Raw genomic sequence first — 13,163 nt, forward strand, 5'->3', positions numbered from 1 at the left:
TACCGCCCTGCGCCCTCTCCGCGCCCCGGTCGGTCACTCCTCGACGGGAGCCGTACCGCGCTGTGCCTTCTCCGCGGCCCGGATCGCGTCCCGGTACGCCCGCGCCGCGGCGCGCAGCGCGGCCTCCGGGTCCGTGCCCGCCGCCTCCGCGCTCGCGGCCAGGGCGAGCAACTGGTAGCCGACGCCCTCCCCTGCCGGCAGCGGTACGTCGAGCTCCGAGCCGCGCACCCGCGAGGTCAGTTTCGCCGCGAGTGCGAGGGCCGGCTGACCGACCGGGACGCCGTCCGTCACCGACTCCCGCTGCTTCTCGATCGCCTTGGTGCGGTTCCAGTGGGCGTGGACGTCATCGGCGGTCTCCGCCGTCTCGTCGCCGAACACATGCGGGTGGCGGTGGATCAGCTTCTCGACCAGGCCGCCCGCGACGTCGTCGATCGAGAAGGGCTCGTCCCCTTCTTCCCCGGTGCCCTCCTGCGCGATCCGCGCGTGGAAGACGACCTGGAGCAGGACGTCCCCCAGCTCCTCGCGCAGTTCGCCCCGGTCGCCGTCCTCGATCGCCTCGACGAGTTCGTACGCCTCCTCGATCAGGTACTTGGCGAGCCCCCGGTGGGTCTGCTGGGAGGTCCACGGGCACTCGCGCCGTACCCGGTCCATCACCTGCACCAGGTCGAGCAGGCGCGCGCCCGGCAGATCGTACGAGCCGGGCAGCAGCTCCAGGTCCGGCATCCGCACCCGGCCGCTGCCCGCGAGCCTGGCCAGACCGTCGGTCAGCTGCTGGTCGCCCTCGCCCGACGGGAGGACGACGACCGTGCGGCCGCCCGCGCACTCCTCGACCAGTTGGTGCGCGTCGGGCGCCGCGTGCTCGACGGTCACCCCCGCCTCACGCAGATACGGCAGCTGCGGGTGCTCGGTGTCCACACAGAGCACCCGGTCCGCCGTGTGCAGCAGCTGCCAGGCCGGCCAGGACAGCAGCCCCGGCGCGACCCGGTGGCTGGTGGTGAGCAGCACGACCCGGCCGGGCGCGTCGAGCACCTCGGGAACGACGGCGGGGGCGGGCGCGGCAGCGGCGCGGGTGTTGCCGGGGGTGTTATCAGGGGTGTTTTCAGCGGTCACCCGTCGAAACTACCCCGCCGCACTGACTCCGGTTCCGGCGGACGGTGCGGCCTGTTCCTTGGTGACCTGGGTGATCCACGGCGTCTTGTACGGACCGAGCTGGCTCTTCTTGACGTCCCAGACCCCGTAACGCGGATTGACGTCCACGCCCATCGCCTTGGACGTCTTCATCATCGCCTGGAGCACGGCGCTCTGGCCCTGCGGAGTGCTGAGCGACGCGCCCAGCTTCTCGGCCAGCTTCGACGCGGTGACCTGCTCCTGGAGCGCCTGGTCGATCTGGCCGGGGGCGATGCCGTTCTGCTGGAGGTAGACCTGCTGGAGCCGCTGCTCGCTGCCCGCCTGCTTGACCAGCTGGGCGCGTGCGTCCTGGATGTCCTTGCGGGTGACTTTCGCCCCGGCGTCCGCCGCTGCTTTCGCGAGCACCCGGTCGAAGATCATGTTGCCGAGCTTCATGCCGCTGAGGTTGTTGCTGCTCCTGATCAGCTCGGCGGCCTGCGGGGACTTGTTCTGCGCGGCGCGTACGTCGTTCACCTGCGTCTGGAGGGCGGCGACCGTGATCCGGTCCTTGCCCACGACGGCCGCGGCGCCCGGATGGGGCTGGCTGCCGCAGGCGGCGAGAAGCGGGGCTGCGGCGACGAGCGCGGCGGATACGGAGAGCGCAGTGCGACGGCGGCGGTGCAAAGGAGCCTCCTGGCGGGCGAGTCTGTGCAAACTTTGGTGCGGCGCCCGGCGCCTCCGTGAGGGGTGGCGGTCGGGCGACGGGTGGGGAGCACAAGGCCTTGCGTTGATCGATGTTAGGCATTTGGCGTGGCGGGGGCCACTGGTTCGACCAACGATTCAGGAGCTTCCCGGTTGTCGGGGCGGAGCATGATCGTCCGCGAGATGACAAAAGTGAGCGGAATGGCTGCCGCCGCCGCGATCAGTGGCGCGTAGCCGGCGCTGAGGCGGGCCACGTCCACCAGCAGGTACACCCCGCCGGTGGTGATCGCGAAATTGGCCGCGTTGGTCAGCGGGAAGAGCAGGAACTTCCGCCAGGTCGGCCGGATCCGGTAGGTGAACCGGGCGTTCATGAAGAAGGAGCCGACCATGCTGAGGCAGAAGGCGATGGTGTGCGCGGCGAGGTACGGGAGCCGTGTGAGCAGAAGCAGGTAACAGCCGTAGTACGTGCCGGTGTTCACCACGCCGACGAGCGCGAAGCGGACCAGCTGGCCCAGCTTCGCGGTGGAGGCCAACCGTGCGGTGTTCATCTGCGTACGCGCTCCTGATCCGGCGGCCCTGCCCGGCCCTCGGTGAAATCCCGGCGACGGCTGAGTGAATTCACCATATTCCAGGCCAATTCCGCGTATTCGCTGCCATATTCGGGGCATGAAACCCCGCCGTCCGGCAGTGACGCCCCGTCTCCGCGCCACCGTACTGGCCACGCTGCTCACCGTACTGGCCGTGTGCACCGGGGACGCCGCCGCCCGTATCTACCCCTACGGTCCGCGCCACCGGAGCATCAGCGACCTGGGCAACCAGTACATCCCCTTCCACGCCCACCTCCAGGATCTGCTGCACGGCAGTGCGCACGGCGGGCTGCTGCTCAACTGGCAGTCGGGGTACGGCACGTCCTTCCTGCCGGACCTGGGGACATATCTGAGCAGCCCGTTCGCGCTGCTGGTGGCGGCCTTCCCGAAGGACCGGATCGACCTCGCGGTGTATCTGGTCACGCTGCTCAAGATGGCGGCGGCCGCGGCGGCGATGACCTCGCTGCTGCTCACCCTGCGGCCCGGCCGCTGGTGGGCGGCCGGGCTGCTCGGCGCGTCGTACGCGCTCTGCGGCTGGTCGGTCCTGGAGGCCTCGTACAACCTGATGTGGCTGGACGGCCTTGTCGCCTTCCCGCTGCTGTGCCTGGTCGGCGAGTGGGTGCGGGGCGGGCGCAGACCGCTGCTGGGGCCGGTGGTCGTCGCGCTCGCCTGGACCGCGAACTTCTACACCGCGTACATGGCGACGATCGGGGCGGCGCTGGTGCTGCTGGTCCGGCTGCTGCTGGTGAAGGGGGAGACGACGGGGGCGCACCGGCCGGTCCGGGTGCTGCTGCGGGCGGCCGGGACGGTCCTGCTCGGCATCGGCCTCGCCGCGCCGCTCCTCTTCACGGTCTTCCTCGGGACCCGGCACGCGTACCCGGGCTGGACCCGGAACTTCGCGCCCGCCTCCTGGACGGATGTGTTCGCGCGCACGCTCCCCGCCACCTACAGCTTCTCCACGCCCGCGCTGTTCCTCGGCACGGGCACCCTGCTGCTGGTCTGCGCGCTGGCCTTCCACCGGGCGGTGCCGCGCCGGGAACGGGCCGCGTGGACGGGGCTCGTGGTGCTGGTCGCGCTGTCGATGCAGTGGAAGCCCACGCATCTGATCTGGCATGTGTTCGCGACACCGAACGGCAGCCCGTACCGGCAGACGTTCGTCCTGAGCGGCCTGCTGGTGATCGCGGCCTGGACAGCGCTGTCGTACGGGGTGCCGGGCGGCCGGGCCCTGACCGGCGGGGCGGCGGTGCTCGCGGCGGGGGCGTCCTTCGCGGCCTTCTCGCGGACGGTGACTGTATATACGTATCCGCTCCTCGGTCTCGGCCTGGCCGCGGCGGTGGGCGGTCTTGTGCTGCTGGGGAGGGCGGGGCGGGTGCGGGCCCATCGCTGGCAGCCGGTTGTCGCCGCGCTGCTGCTGGTGGGGGCGCAGGCGGGACAGGCGGCCGCGACGACGTCGTACGCGGACCGGGTCAAGATCCACCGGCTCGACGACTACGCGCCCTGGGGCCGCCACCTGGACGAGGAGGCGGCGGCGGTCGCCGGGGCCGACGACTGGCCGCGCTACCGCACCGACCCGGGGCGTGAACAGACCACCGGGAACGACCCGTTGCTGGTCGGCGGGGAGGGCGGTTCGTACTACAGCAGCATGACGCCGGACCCGTACACCCGGACGATGGCCGCGCTCGGGGCCGGCTGGACCTCGCGGGGCCGGAGTATGCAGTCGCTGGACAACCCGGTGACGGACGCGATCTTCTCGGTGGGCGCGCGGGTGCGGTCGGCGCCGGGCCGGAAGGGCGCCGGAGCGGTGACGGTGACGCGGGAGGCCGCGCCTCCGCTGGTGACCGTACGGCCGCCGGGCCCGGTACCGCACTTCGGACGCTCCCCGTTCCGGAACCAGGAACTGCTGCTGGGCGCACACGTGTACACAGACGCGGACAGGTGCCCGGCCGGCACCGACGTCTTCTACTCGGCACCGGACTTCACGGGCTTCGTCCGGCTGGACAGCGGCGAACCGGTGGAGCTGCGCGGCGGACAGCGGGGCCGGCGCGCGGCACTCCAGCCGATGGGCCGGGCGCCGGGCGGCGTGGCCGTCACCCCGCACCCGCACGGCAGGACGGGCTGCCTGTCCCGCACGGAACTGGCCACGGCGGTACGCCATCTGACGGAGACGGGCGCGACATCGGTGCGGGTCACGGACGACGCGGTACGGGCCCAGCTCCCGCCGGGGTCCAGGGGAACGGCGGTATTCGCTATGCCCCGCATCTCCGGCTGGCAGTGCCGCACGGGCCACGGGGCCGACCACCCGGCGCGCTCGTACCTGGGCCTGGTAGCGGTCCCCCTGACCGGCAACGCGACAGCCGTGAGCTGCACTTTCCGCCCGCCCGGACTGCGGATCGGGTCGGCGGTGGGGGGCCTGGCGCTGGCGCTGCTGGTGGGGGCGGCGGTCGTACGGAGGGTGCGGCGCCGGGGACCCGGACGGGCAGCTGCTGCGTCGACGGCAGCCGCAGAATCGCCCCCCTCCGCCGCAACACCGGCTGTGGGGAGCGGAGTCGCCACGGTGGTCAGTTCTGCCAGGCGGACAACAGGTTGAGTGAAGGGTGACCGGACCTTGCACCGCCCATTCACGGGGCGGACGGGTGGATCTCACCGCGGCGACACCGGCAGCTACCAGGCTCTCCGGCAACCGGCGCGGCCCGCCGAACCCGGAGCGTGGCGTGTCCGGCGCCCGACGCACACGTACTGGCGGGTTCAGCGATCTCCGAACGGATCCCTCATGACCAGCAGCACACCCGGCGCAACGCCTTCGGACGGCACGCCTTCGGACGGCACCGAGCAGCTTCCGGCCCCCGCCGGGCTGGACGAGGTGAAGGGGTGGTTCTTCGCGGCGGACCAGTTGCTCTTCGACTGGCTCCTGACCCGGCAGAAGGGCCTCGCCGAGGCGGGCGATCTGCTGGAAGTGGGTGCGTATCTGGGGAAGAGCGCGATCTTCACCGGTTCCTATCTGCGCCCCGGTGAACGCTTCACCGTCTGCGACCTGTTCGACGCCCCCGCCGACGACTCCGCGAACGGCGCCGAGATGGCCAAGTCGTACTCCACGCTCACCCGGCGGGCGTTCGAGGCGAACTACCTGTCCTTCCACGACGAGTTGCCGACCGTCCTGCAGGGCCTGTCATCGATGGTGCCCGGCCAGGTGGCCGACGGCAGCTGCCGCTTCGTACATGTCGACGCCTCGCATCTGTACGAACACGTCCACGCGGACATCGCGACGGCCCGGGCCGCGCTGAAGCCGTACGGCGTCGTCGTGCTGGACGACTTCCGCGCCGAGCACTGCCCCGGCGTCGCCGCAGCGGCCTGGCAGGCCGTGACCAGCGGGGGGCTGCACGTCCTCTGCATCACCGGCACCAAGCTCTACGGGACCTGGGGCGACCCCACCGCCCTGCGTACCGAGCTGGCGGCCTGGCTGGCGACCCGTAAGGACCTCTGGCACGGGGAGGAGTCCGTCGCGGGCGAACCGCTCATCCGCATCAGCGGCAAGAAGGCCCAGCTCCCGCCACAGCCCGTCTCCCGCCATCGCGCGCCCTCGCGCACCGCGACAGCCCGCACAGCCGGCCCGGGCACGGCACCCCGCAGCCACCCACCGCTGCACCGGTTCGCGGCGAACGTCCTGCCCCCGTTCCTCACCAGGGCGTCGGCGTCCGCGCGGCGGCGCGGGCAGGGCCGGTAGCCGGGGGCCGCCGCGCCTGCCGCCGGCACAAGCCTCCGTGCCCGGCCTTCGCTACCCCGCGAGGGCCGGAACGTACTTGTAGCCCACGCCGACGACCGTCGCGATGACCTTTCGGTACTGCGGGCCGAGGCGCCGGCGCAGACGGGCGACATGTACGTCCACCGTGCGCTCACTGCCTGCTGATTCGGGCCAGAGCGCAGCGATGAGCTGATGGCGTGCGTGGACGTGGAGCGGCCGCGAAATGAAATAGGCCAGCAGGTCGAACTCCAGCTTGGGGAGTTCGAGTTGACGCCCCGCTACGTGCACCGTGCGGGCACCATGGTCGACTTGGACGGGGTCCGTAAGGGATTCCGGGGGTGCGGCCGATTCGGCTCTTTCAGCCATGTACCCGGGAATGGCCTCCGATTCCGGGGAGGGCGCAAACACGAGATGGACCTCTGAGGATGTCTGGCGCACCGAGACGGGGACATACCCCTGAGCCGCGAGCATCCATCGCCCGCGGGAAATCGGTTCGACGGTCACCGCCGGATCGGTTGGCGGGCGACCTGACACAGTGTGCCATCCAGTCCTGTTCGGACCGTGTGCTGTGAAAGTGCCTGTGGACATTGGCTACTCATTCCCATCGGGGCGTGCAGAGCAGACGTTCACGGAATGCGGCCGCGTCGACAGCGGCGCGCCAAACACTACACGTGATGGTGCAAGTTCGGAAAGTAACCTCCGCATGGTGGAGGTTACCGACACCCGAGCACCAATAAGCCTCCAGGGAACCGGCGATGGGGACCAGCGATTCGTGAGCGGAAGGGCTCGCACACGGATGATCCGAAAGCGGGCTCAAGGATCTGGATCTCTTTGCGAGCAGAAATCAGATAGCCGGTACCTCGTCCCCAGGCGGGTCCGGCCGTCGGCCCATCGGCCATTTTCGGCATGGGAGGGACCGGCCATTTCGGCTTGATCCTCGCGGTCGGCCGCGATCACCCGAATCCCGGTGTTCCTCAACCGGCCCGCTTCCAGGATTTGTTGCAAGTGCAGCCGCAGCTGCATCGAGTACATCAACTGCATCGACTGCATCAAGAAGGCTGTATGCGGGTGGGATTCTCAGTCGGGGCTCAGCCCGGCTCCTCACTGAGCAGTGCGTAAGCCGTCGCGATGAATGTGTCCCTGAGGCGGATACGGCGGGTGGTCACGGCCACCACCGCCGTATGAGTGGCGGGCCGGAAGCCGAGGAAGGCCTGCTGGCCGGTGGTGGCGCCCGCGTGGAAGTACAACGGGCCCTGCGGCGAGGGGTGTTGGAACCAGGTGAGCGTGTGGAGGTGGCGGTGCCCCAGCCCACGGCGGAGCACGGGGCGGCGGATCGTACGGAGGGCGGTCCCCAGCGGGCTGCCTGCCGGGTCCAGGTGTGCTTCCAGGTAGGTCAGGAGGTCTCCGGGGGTCGCTCGTACGGCGCCTGCGGGCTGGAAGCCGCCCATGACCAGACCCGGTACGGGAGTGCTGCCGTCCGGCCGGTGCCCCGTGGCGTCGGCGCCCGGCCCGTACGCGCCCTCCGGGTGCAGGCGGGTGCCCGTCAGGCCGAGCGGGGCCAGGACGTGGTGGGCGATCAGCTCCTCCCACGGGGTGGCCGTCGCGGCGGCGAGGGTGTGGCCCAGGACCGATGCGCCGAAGTTGGAGTAGTGCCAGCGGGTGCCCGGGCGGTGGCGGGGCCGGGCCCGGAGGTAGGCGGCCACGACGCGTTCGGCCGGGTAGCCCCCGTACGGGTCGGTCGACCAGTGCCGGACCGCCTGCGGGTAGAAGTCGGCCGGCAGCGCGGGCAGCCCGGCGGTGTGCGTGATCAGGTGCCGCAGGGTCGCCGGGTTCCGGGGGGCGGTTTCCGGCGTCCGGCCCGGCGTCAGGTGGTGGGCCGCCACGTCGTCGTAGGAGAGGCGGCCGGTGCCCACGAGTTCCGCGAGGAGGAGTCCGGTGAACGTCTTCGACGCCGAACCGATCTCGTACCGCTGCTGGTCGCGCGGGACGGCCGGCGGAGGGGCGCTGCCCCCGCAGTGGACCGTGCGGTGGCCACGGTGGCTCACCGCGATGACGATGCCCGGGGCGTCGACGGCCCGGGCGGCGGCGGCCAGCCGGCTCGCGGCCCCCGTTCGCGTGAGTGCCGGTGCCGGTCCCGTCATGAGGGGGCCGGTGCGGTCAGGTCCGCCATGGCGCGGGAGACCGCCAGTGCGGAGGCGAACGCCGCCACCAGGGTCGGGTGGTAGACGAGATCGAAGACCTGCTCCGCGTCGCCCTCGGGCATCGGGCCCAGCACGGGCATCGCGCCGTCGGGCTGCTGGGCCGCTGCGAAGCCGCGCCAGGCCGCCGGGTCCAGCGTCGGTTCCGGCAGGCAGGCGTCCACGACGAGCAGTTCGCCGAGCAGGTCCCACCGTCCGAGGTCGAGCCAGTCGTCCAGCCAGACCGGCAGCCAGGTGGCCAGATAGCCGGCGACGGCCGGGGGCAGACCGGACGGGTTCTCACCCCAGTCGGTCAGGTGGAAGACCGTGTGCGTGATGTCGTAGCCGATGTGGCCCTCCACCGTCCAGGGCTCCGGGCGGTGGGCGAGCCAGGTGCGGGCAGCGGCCTCGTCCTCCGGCACGGCGGGCGGGAGACCGAAGCGGCGCTCCATGGCGGAGAGCCCGAGCCGGCGGACCGGCAGCACTTCCATCACCTGCCGGCTGACGAGCCGGTGGTTGAGCCGGGCCGCGGCCTCGACCTGCGGGTTGCTGTAACCGAGCTCCTTGAACGGTACGTAGACCTCGAAGGGCACCGGCGACAGCGGCTCGTGGGTCTGGCCCTCGGCGAGCCTGGCCCCGGACGCCAGCAGCTCGTGCCAGGCGTGGTCCAGCAGCTTGCGCGCGGTCGTGGCCTGCTGCGAGCCCGCGACGCCCTCGCGGAAGATGACCTTCCCGATGAGGGCCAGCTCGCCGAGCGGCTTGAAGCGGTCCAATGCGCCGGTCTCGGGGTCCGGGTCGTCCTCCAGGCGGAAGCCGTCCCGGTGGGCGTACAGCCACTCCAGGGCGCGGGATCCGACAGCGTGGATCTGCCGGATGCCGGTGGCGGCGCCGGTGCCCGCGTCCGTGCCGGTACCGGCTGCCGCGCCTGCTGGGGTCCCGCCGCCCACACCGTCCGCGTCGCCGCTCTCCGTCTGCCGGCTGTCGTTCATACGGCGCCTCCGTCCGGTGGGCCGACCAGGTCCGGCCGCTGCCCTGCGACGCCGGGCTCCGGGATCCGCCGGGGATCCGGGGCCGGGTCCGCCGGGCTGGTCCTGGCCAGGGTCAGGGCGGCCGCGAAGGCCGTGACCAGTGTCGAGTGGTAGCAGTTCACGAACTCACGGGGAGCCTCACGGGCTTCGGTGGGCTCGGTGGGTTCGGTGGGCTCGGCTGCGGCCCCGGCTCCCGGCCCGCCGGCCCGGCTCCCTCCCCCGCCCCGTACGAGCGGCGGGCCCGTCTCCGGAACCGCGCCCGTGCCGTCCTGTACGGCGGCGAGCACCGGCCACCAGGTCTCCACGAGCGCCACCGGCGGCGGGTCCGGCAGACAGGCGGCGACGGCGAGCAGTTCGCCGCCCAGATCCCACTGGCCGTTCTCGAAGCAGCCGTCGATCCACGCCGGGAGCCACGTACCGAGATACCCGGCGACGTCATCAGGCATCCGGTGCGGGGCGTTGCCCCAGTCGGTGATGTGGAAGACCACATGCGTCAGGGCGTACCCGGAAGCCCGCTCGAAGGTCCACGGCTCGGGCAGCCCGCCGAGCCAGGTGCGGCGCAGGACCGGGTCCGCCGCCGTGTGCGGGGGGACACCGATCCGCCGCTCGGAGTTGAGCAGCCCCAGCTCGCGGTTGGCGTGCTGCTCGGTGAGCGCCCAGCCCCGGGTGGTGGCGACGACGGAGGCGAGGCGTTCGAAACCCTCGTGGCGCAGGCCTTCGCCGGCGAAGGCCGCGTAGATCTCGAAGGGGTACGTGGCGAACGGCTCGTTGCGGGCCAGGTCGAGGAGCAGTTCGCCCTCGCGGACCTGCTCCCAGGCGAACCGTACGAGAGCGGCGGCGGCCGCATGGTGCGGGTCGTCGGGGCGGGTGCGGCGGCGGACCGTGGTGCACAGCTGCGCCAGTTCGCCCAGGGGCTTCATGGTGCGGTTGACGTCGGTGTGGGGTTCGAGGACGTCGTCGGGCAGCACGAACCCGGAGCGGTTCTCCCGCACCCAGCCCAGGGCGGCACCCGCGATACCGTCCACAAGTCCGTTGCCCGGGGCCTGTGTTCGCGCTTCCGGGGCGGCCGTCACCGCGCCTGTCCCGACCTGATCAGGCCGGCCGCGCGCAGATGGAGGGCCACCCGGGGATCCTGACCGCCCATGAGCTGGACGAAGTCCAGACCGGCGGCCAGGCCCAGGGTGTCGGGCACCCCGTCGAGCGTGGCCAGCCAGCGGCCGGCCCCGGCCGCCTGGAGCCAGTCCCGGCGCCGTACGGCCCGGACGAATCCGCGGGCCACATCGGCCGGCCGGCGGCTCGCGACCCGGTTGACCGCCGAGGCGGAAGCGGGCCGGGCGAGCGGCGCGAGTACGGAGAGCTGGTGGGTGAACGCCTGCCACGGGGCCTGTTCGAGCCACGCGGCGTCGGGCTCCACCACCGTCTCACCCATCCGGGGCGTGCCGAGCGCCGACTCCATCGCCCAGTGGCTCCAGGCGGTCGCCGCCGGGGCGCCCGCGCGCGGCGGGAAGTCGATCACGGCACGCTGGAGCACCGCCACGTCACCGGGGTGCGGATCACGTCCGTACAGCAGGCTCGGCAGCAGCAGATCTGCCCCGATGACCCTGACCGCGGCGATCCCGGTTCTGTCGTCCTCGCCGATTCCGGCGGCGCCGCAGACCGTGGAGAGGTGGTCTCCGCTCTGCAGAGCGAAGACCACCTCGGACGCCAGGTCACGCACAGCCCCCGCGATGCGGGAGGACGCACTTGACTGGTCCATGTGCGACTGCTTACGCCTTCTTCGGGCGCGGAGTCGGCGGCGAGAGCAGCAGTGCGCCTGCTCCGCCGATAAGCGCCAGGCTCGCGCATTCACGCGAGTCACGGAAGACGCCTTCGGCCTCGCCCGGGTTGAGCGCGGCCTCGACATCCTCATCGAGGTCGGTTGCCAGGCGGTCGGTCACCGGTTCAGTGGAGTTCATGACGCTTCCCATCCTTATAGGGGGATTCGTTCCTTGCGGTCTCAGTCAAACTCAGGAAGCGGACGCACGCAAAGGGAGCCAGGCAGCCCGGTCCTCAAGGCTTCAATTGAATGGTGAACGGCGAGGTGACCATGGCGTTCACAGGAGGAACCCCGGACGGCCCGAAGGCCCGGTGAGGCGTATCGCACACGTCGCTGAGGGGCCCCCGGGGGTTTCCCGAGGTGTGGAAGAACCGAACCGGGCAACCCGTCCCGAGTGAAACGAATCGGCTGTGTCGGTATGACGGTCCTTGCAGCTCTCGCCGCATGGGGAGCTGCCGGGTGGGTCTCGTGGTGGTGGCTGTCCGCCGCTGTGCCACTCGCCCTGCTCGGGTCGCTCGGCGTGTGGGACCTGAGCCAGCGCAGGCACACGGTGCTGCGCAACTACCCGATCATCGGGCACGCCCGCTACCTTCTGGAGCGCGTACGCCCCGAGCTGCAGCAGTACTTCGTGGAACGGAACTACGACGGGCGGCCCTTCGACCGCGACACCCGCAGCATCGTCTACGAACGCGCGAAGGGCACCGCGGCCGAGGAGCCGTTCGGGACCGAGCGCGATGTCTACGAGACGGGCTACGAGTCCCTTGTGCCGTCGATGGCGCCCTGCCCGGTCCCGCAGACCACGCCCCGGGTACGGATCGGCGGGCCCGACTGCACCCGCCCGTACGACATGGCGCTGCTGAACGTGTCGGCGATGAGCTTCGGCTCCCTGTCGGCGAACGCGGTCCTGGCGCTCAACGGCGGTGCCGCGGCAGGCGGTTTCGCCCATGACACGGGTGAGGGCGGCCTGTCGGAATACCATCTGCGGCCGGGCGGCGACCTCGTCTGGGAGATCGGCACCGGGTACTTCGGCTGCCGCACCGATGACGGCGGGTTCAAGCCGGAGGAGTTCGCCGACAAGGCGGCGCACGATCAGGTGAAGTGCGTGTCGCTCAAGCTGTCGCAGGGCGCCAAGCCGGGGATCGGCGGGGTGCTGCCGGGGGCCAAGGTGAACGCGGAGATCGCCCGGGCACGGGGAGTGCCGCAGGGCGAGACCGTCATCTCACCCCCGTACCACCGGGAGTTCTCCACCCCCCGCGAACTGGTGCGCTTCCTCGTGCAGATGCGGGAACTGTCCGGCGGCAAGCCCACCGGATTCAAGCTCTGCCCCGGGTCGCGGCGCCAGTTCCTCGCCGTGTGCAAGGCCATGCTGGAAGAGGGCACCGCACCGGACTTCATCATCGTGGACGGCGCCGAGGGCGGCACCGGCGCGGCCCCGCTGGAATACGCCGACCAGCTCGGCACCCCGCTCACCGACGGCCTGCTCGACGTGCACAACGCCCTCGTCGGCACCGGGCTGCGCGACCGCATCAGGATCGGCGCCAGCGGCAAGATCGCCACCGGCGCCGATCTGGTCAAGCGGCTGCTGCAGGGCGCGGATTACGGCAACGCGGCGCGCGCGATGATGTTCGCCGTGGGCTGCATCCAGGCGCAGCGCTGCCACACCAACACCTGCCCCGCCGGTGTCACCACCCAGGACCCCCGGCGTGCCCGCGCGCTTCACGTCGGCGACAAGACGCTCCGAGTCCAGCGTTTCCAGCACGCGACCGTGGCGAGCGCCCAGCAGATCATGGCCAGCATGGGTGTGGCGGACCCGGCAGACCTGCGCCCGCACATGCTGCGGCGCCGTACAGACCCTTTCACCGTGCGCTCGTACGAGGAGATGTACGAGTGGCTGGCACCCGGGCAGCTGCTCGCGGAGGCGCCCGAGTCCTGGGCCGCCGACTGGCGGGCCGCCGACCCCGACCGCTTCACCGTCTGAGACAGCCTCAGCCCTTCCGATCCCCCGAA

General features: G+C 71.6%; 13 protein-coding genes. 3 read left to right on the forward strand and 10 right to left on the reverse strand.

Features of this window, described 5'->3' with window-relative positions:
- Positions 1-33: 33 nt before the first annotated feature.
- The 3 genes from OHB13_RS13935 to OHB13_RS13945 all read right to left on the reverse strand — a co-directional run bounded on the left by OHB13_RS13935 (position 34) and on the right by OHB13_RS13945 (position 2,357).
- Complete coding sequence (locus OHB13_RS13935) at positions 34-1,110, reverse strand: nucleoside triphosphate pyrophosphohydrolase (protein WP_328377298.1); 1,077 nt, start codon at positions 1,108-1,110, stop codon at positions 34-36.
- Positions 1,111-1,119: 9 nt separating this feature from the next.
- A complete protein-coding gene (locus tag OHB13_RS13940) occupies positions 1,120-1,791 on the reverse strand; it encodes a SurA N-terminal domain-containing protein (protein ID WP_266856270.1) in 672 nt (223 codons plus the stop codon).
- A 113-nt stretch (positions 1,792-1,904) separates the two neighbouring features.
- Positions 1,905-2,357: a GtrA family protein gene (locus OHB13_RS13945; RefSeq protein ID WP_266856268.1), complete on the reverse strand. Its 453-nt coding sequence runs from the start codon at positions 2,355-2,357 to the stop codon at positions 1,905-1,907.
- A 118-nt stretch (positions 2,358-2,475) separates the two neighbouring features.
- On the opposite strand from OHB13_RS13945, the gene OHB13_RS13950 reads away from it, so the two are divergent.
- Together OHB13_RS13950 and OHB13_RS13955 are read left to right on the forward strand one after the other, a co-directional pair.
- Positions 2,476-4,983: a YfhO family protein gene (locus tag OHB13_RS13950; protein ID WP_328377299.1), complete on the forward strand. Its 2,508-nt coding sequence runs from the start codon at positions 2,476-2,478 to the stop codon at positions 4,981-4,983.
- Between the two features lie 183 nt (positions 4,984-5,166).
- A complete protein-coding gene (locus OHB13_RS13955) occupies positions 5,167-6,117 on the forward strand; it encodes a class I SAM-dependent methyltransferase (protein ID WP_328377300.1) in 951 nt (316 codons plus the stop codon).
- 51 nt (positions 6,118-6,168) lie between these two features.
- Here OHB13_RS13955 and OHB13_RS13960 read toward each other — a convergent pair whose 3' ends face one another.
- The 7 genes from OHB13_RS13960 to OHB13_RS13990 all read right to left on the reverse strand — a co-directional run bounded on the left by OHB13_RS13960 (position 6,169) and on the right by OHB13_RS13990 (position 11,295).
- Positions 6,169-6,423, reverse strand: a complete 255-nt coding sequence (locus OHB13_RS13960; protein ID WP_328377301.1) for a winged helix-turn-helix domain-containing protein — start codon at positions 6,421-6,423, stop codon at positions 6,169-6,171.
- A 525-nt stretch (positions 6,424-6,948) separates the two neighbouring features.
- Positions 6,949-7,185: a hypothetical protein gene (locus tag OHB13_RS13965; protein WP_328377302.1), complete on the reverse strand. Its 237-nt coding sequence runs from the start codon at positions 7,183-7,185 to the stop codon at positions 6,949-6,951.
- A 38-nt stretch (positions 7,186-7,223) separates the two neighbouring features.
- Complete coding sequence (locus OHB13_RS13970) at positions 7,224-8,276, reverse strand: serine hydrolase domain-containing protein (protein WP_328377303.1); 1,053 nt, start codon at positions 8,274-8,276, stop codon at positions 7,224-7,226.
- The gene (locus tag OHB13_RS13975) at positions 8,273-9,301 is read right to left on the reverse strand and encodes a DUF6895 family protein (protein ID WP_328377304.1); all 1,029 of its coding nucleotides are present in this window, start codon (positions 9,299-9,301) and stop codon (positions 8,273-8,275) included. Before OHB13_RS13975 ends, OHB13_RS13970 begins: the two co-directional genes overlap by 4 nt.
- Entirely contained in the window at positions 9,298-10,365 is a 1,068-nt protein-coding gene (locus OHB13_RS13980) for a DUF6895 family protein (RefSeq protein WP_328377305.1), read from the reverse strand. Before OHB13_RS13980 ends, OHB13_RS13975 begins: the two co-directional genes overlap by 4 nt.
- 44 nt (positions 10,366-10,409) lie before the next feature.
- Positions 10,410-11,096 (reverse strand): hypothetical protein, encoded by a 687-nt coding sequence (locus OHB13_RS13985; RefSeq protein WP_328377306.1) that lies wholly within the window; start codon positions 11,094-11,096, stop codon positions 10,410-10,412.
- Positions 11,097-11,106: 10 nt separating this feature from the next.
- Complete coding sequence (locus tag OHB13_RS13990; protein ID WP_328377307.1) at positions 11,107-11,295, reverse strand: hypothetical protein; 189 nt, start codon at positions 11,293-11,295, stop codon at positions 11,107-11,109.
- A 279-nt stretch (positions 11,296-11,574) separates the two neighbouring features.
- Here OHB13_RS13990 and OHB13_RS13995 point away from each other — a divergent pair, with 279 nt between their 5' ends.
- Positions 11,575-13,134 (forward strand): FMN-binding glutamate synthase family protein, encoded by a 1,560-nt coding sequence (locus tag OHB13_RS13995; protein WP_266856253.1) that lies wholly within the window; start codon positions 11,575-11,577, stop codon positions 13,132-13,134.
- Positions 13,135-13,163 lie beyond the last annotated feature (29 nt).

The sequence above is a fragment of the Streptomyces sp. NBC_00440 genome, assembly GCF_036014215.1.
Lineage (GTDB): Bacteria > Actinomycetota > Actinomycetes > Streptomycetales > Streptomycetaceae > Streptomyces.

Coding starts and splice junctions, on each gene's coding strand:
- OHB13_RS13990 (WP_328377307.1), bottom strand. CDS start 11,295: ATGAACTCCACTGAACCGGTGACCGACCGCCTGGCAACCGACCTCGAT.
- OHB13_RS13955 (WP_328377300.1), top strand. CDS start 5,167: ATGACCAGCAGCACACCCGGCGCAACGCCTTCGGACGGCACGCCTTCG.
- OHB13_RS13945 (WP_266856268.1), bottom strand. CDS start 2,357: ATGAACACCGCACGGTTGGCCTCCACCGCGAAGCTGGGCCAGCTGGTC.
- OHB13_RS13975 (WP_328377304.1), bottom strand. CDS start 9,301: ATGAACGACAGCCGGCAGACGGAGAGCGGCGACGCGGACGGTGTGGGC.
- OHB13_RS13965 (WP_328377302.1), bottom strand. CDS start 7,185: ATGCAGTCGATGCAGTTGATGTACTCGATGCAGCTGCGGCTGCACTTG.
- OHB13_RS13970 (WP_328377303.1), bottom strand. CDS start 8,276: ATGACGGGACCGGCACCGGCACTCACGCGAACGGGGGCCGCGAGCCGG.
- OHB13_RS13985 (WP_328377306.1), bottom strand. CDS start 11,096: ATGGACCAGTCAAGTGCGTCCTCCCGCATCGCGGGGGCTGTGCGTGAC.
- OHB13_RS13950 (WP_328377299.1), top strand. CDS start 2,476: ATGAAACCCCGCCGTCCGGCAGTGACGCCCCGTCTCCGCGCCACCGTA.
- OHB13_RS13995 (WP_266856253.1), top strand. CDS start 11,575: ATGACGGTCCTTGCAGCTCTCGCCGCATGGGGAGCTGCCGGGTGGGTC.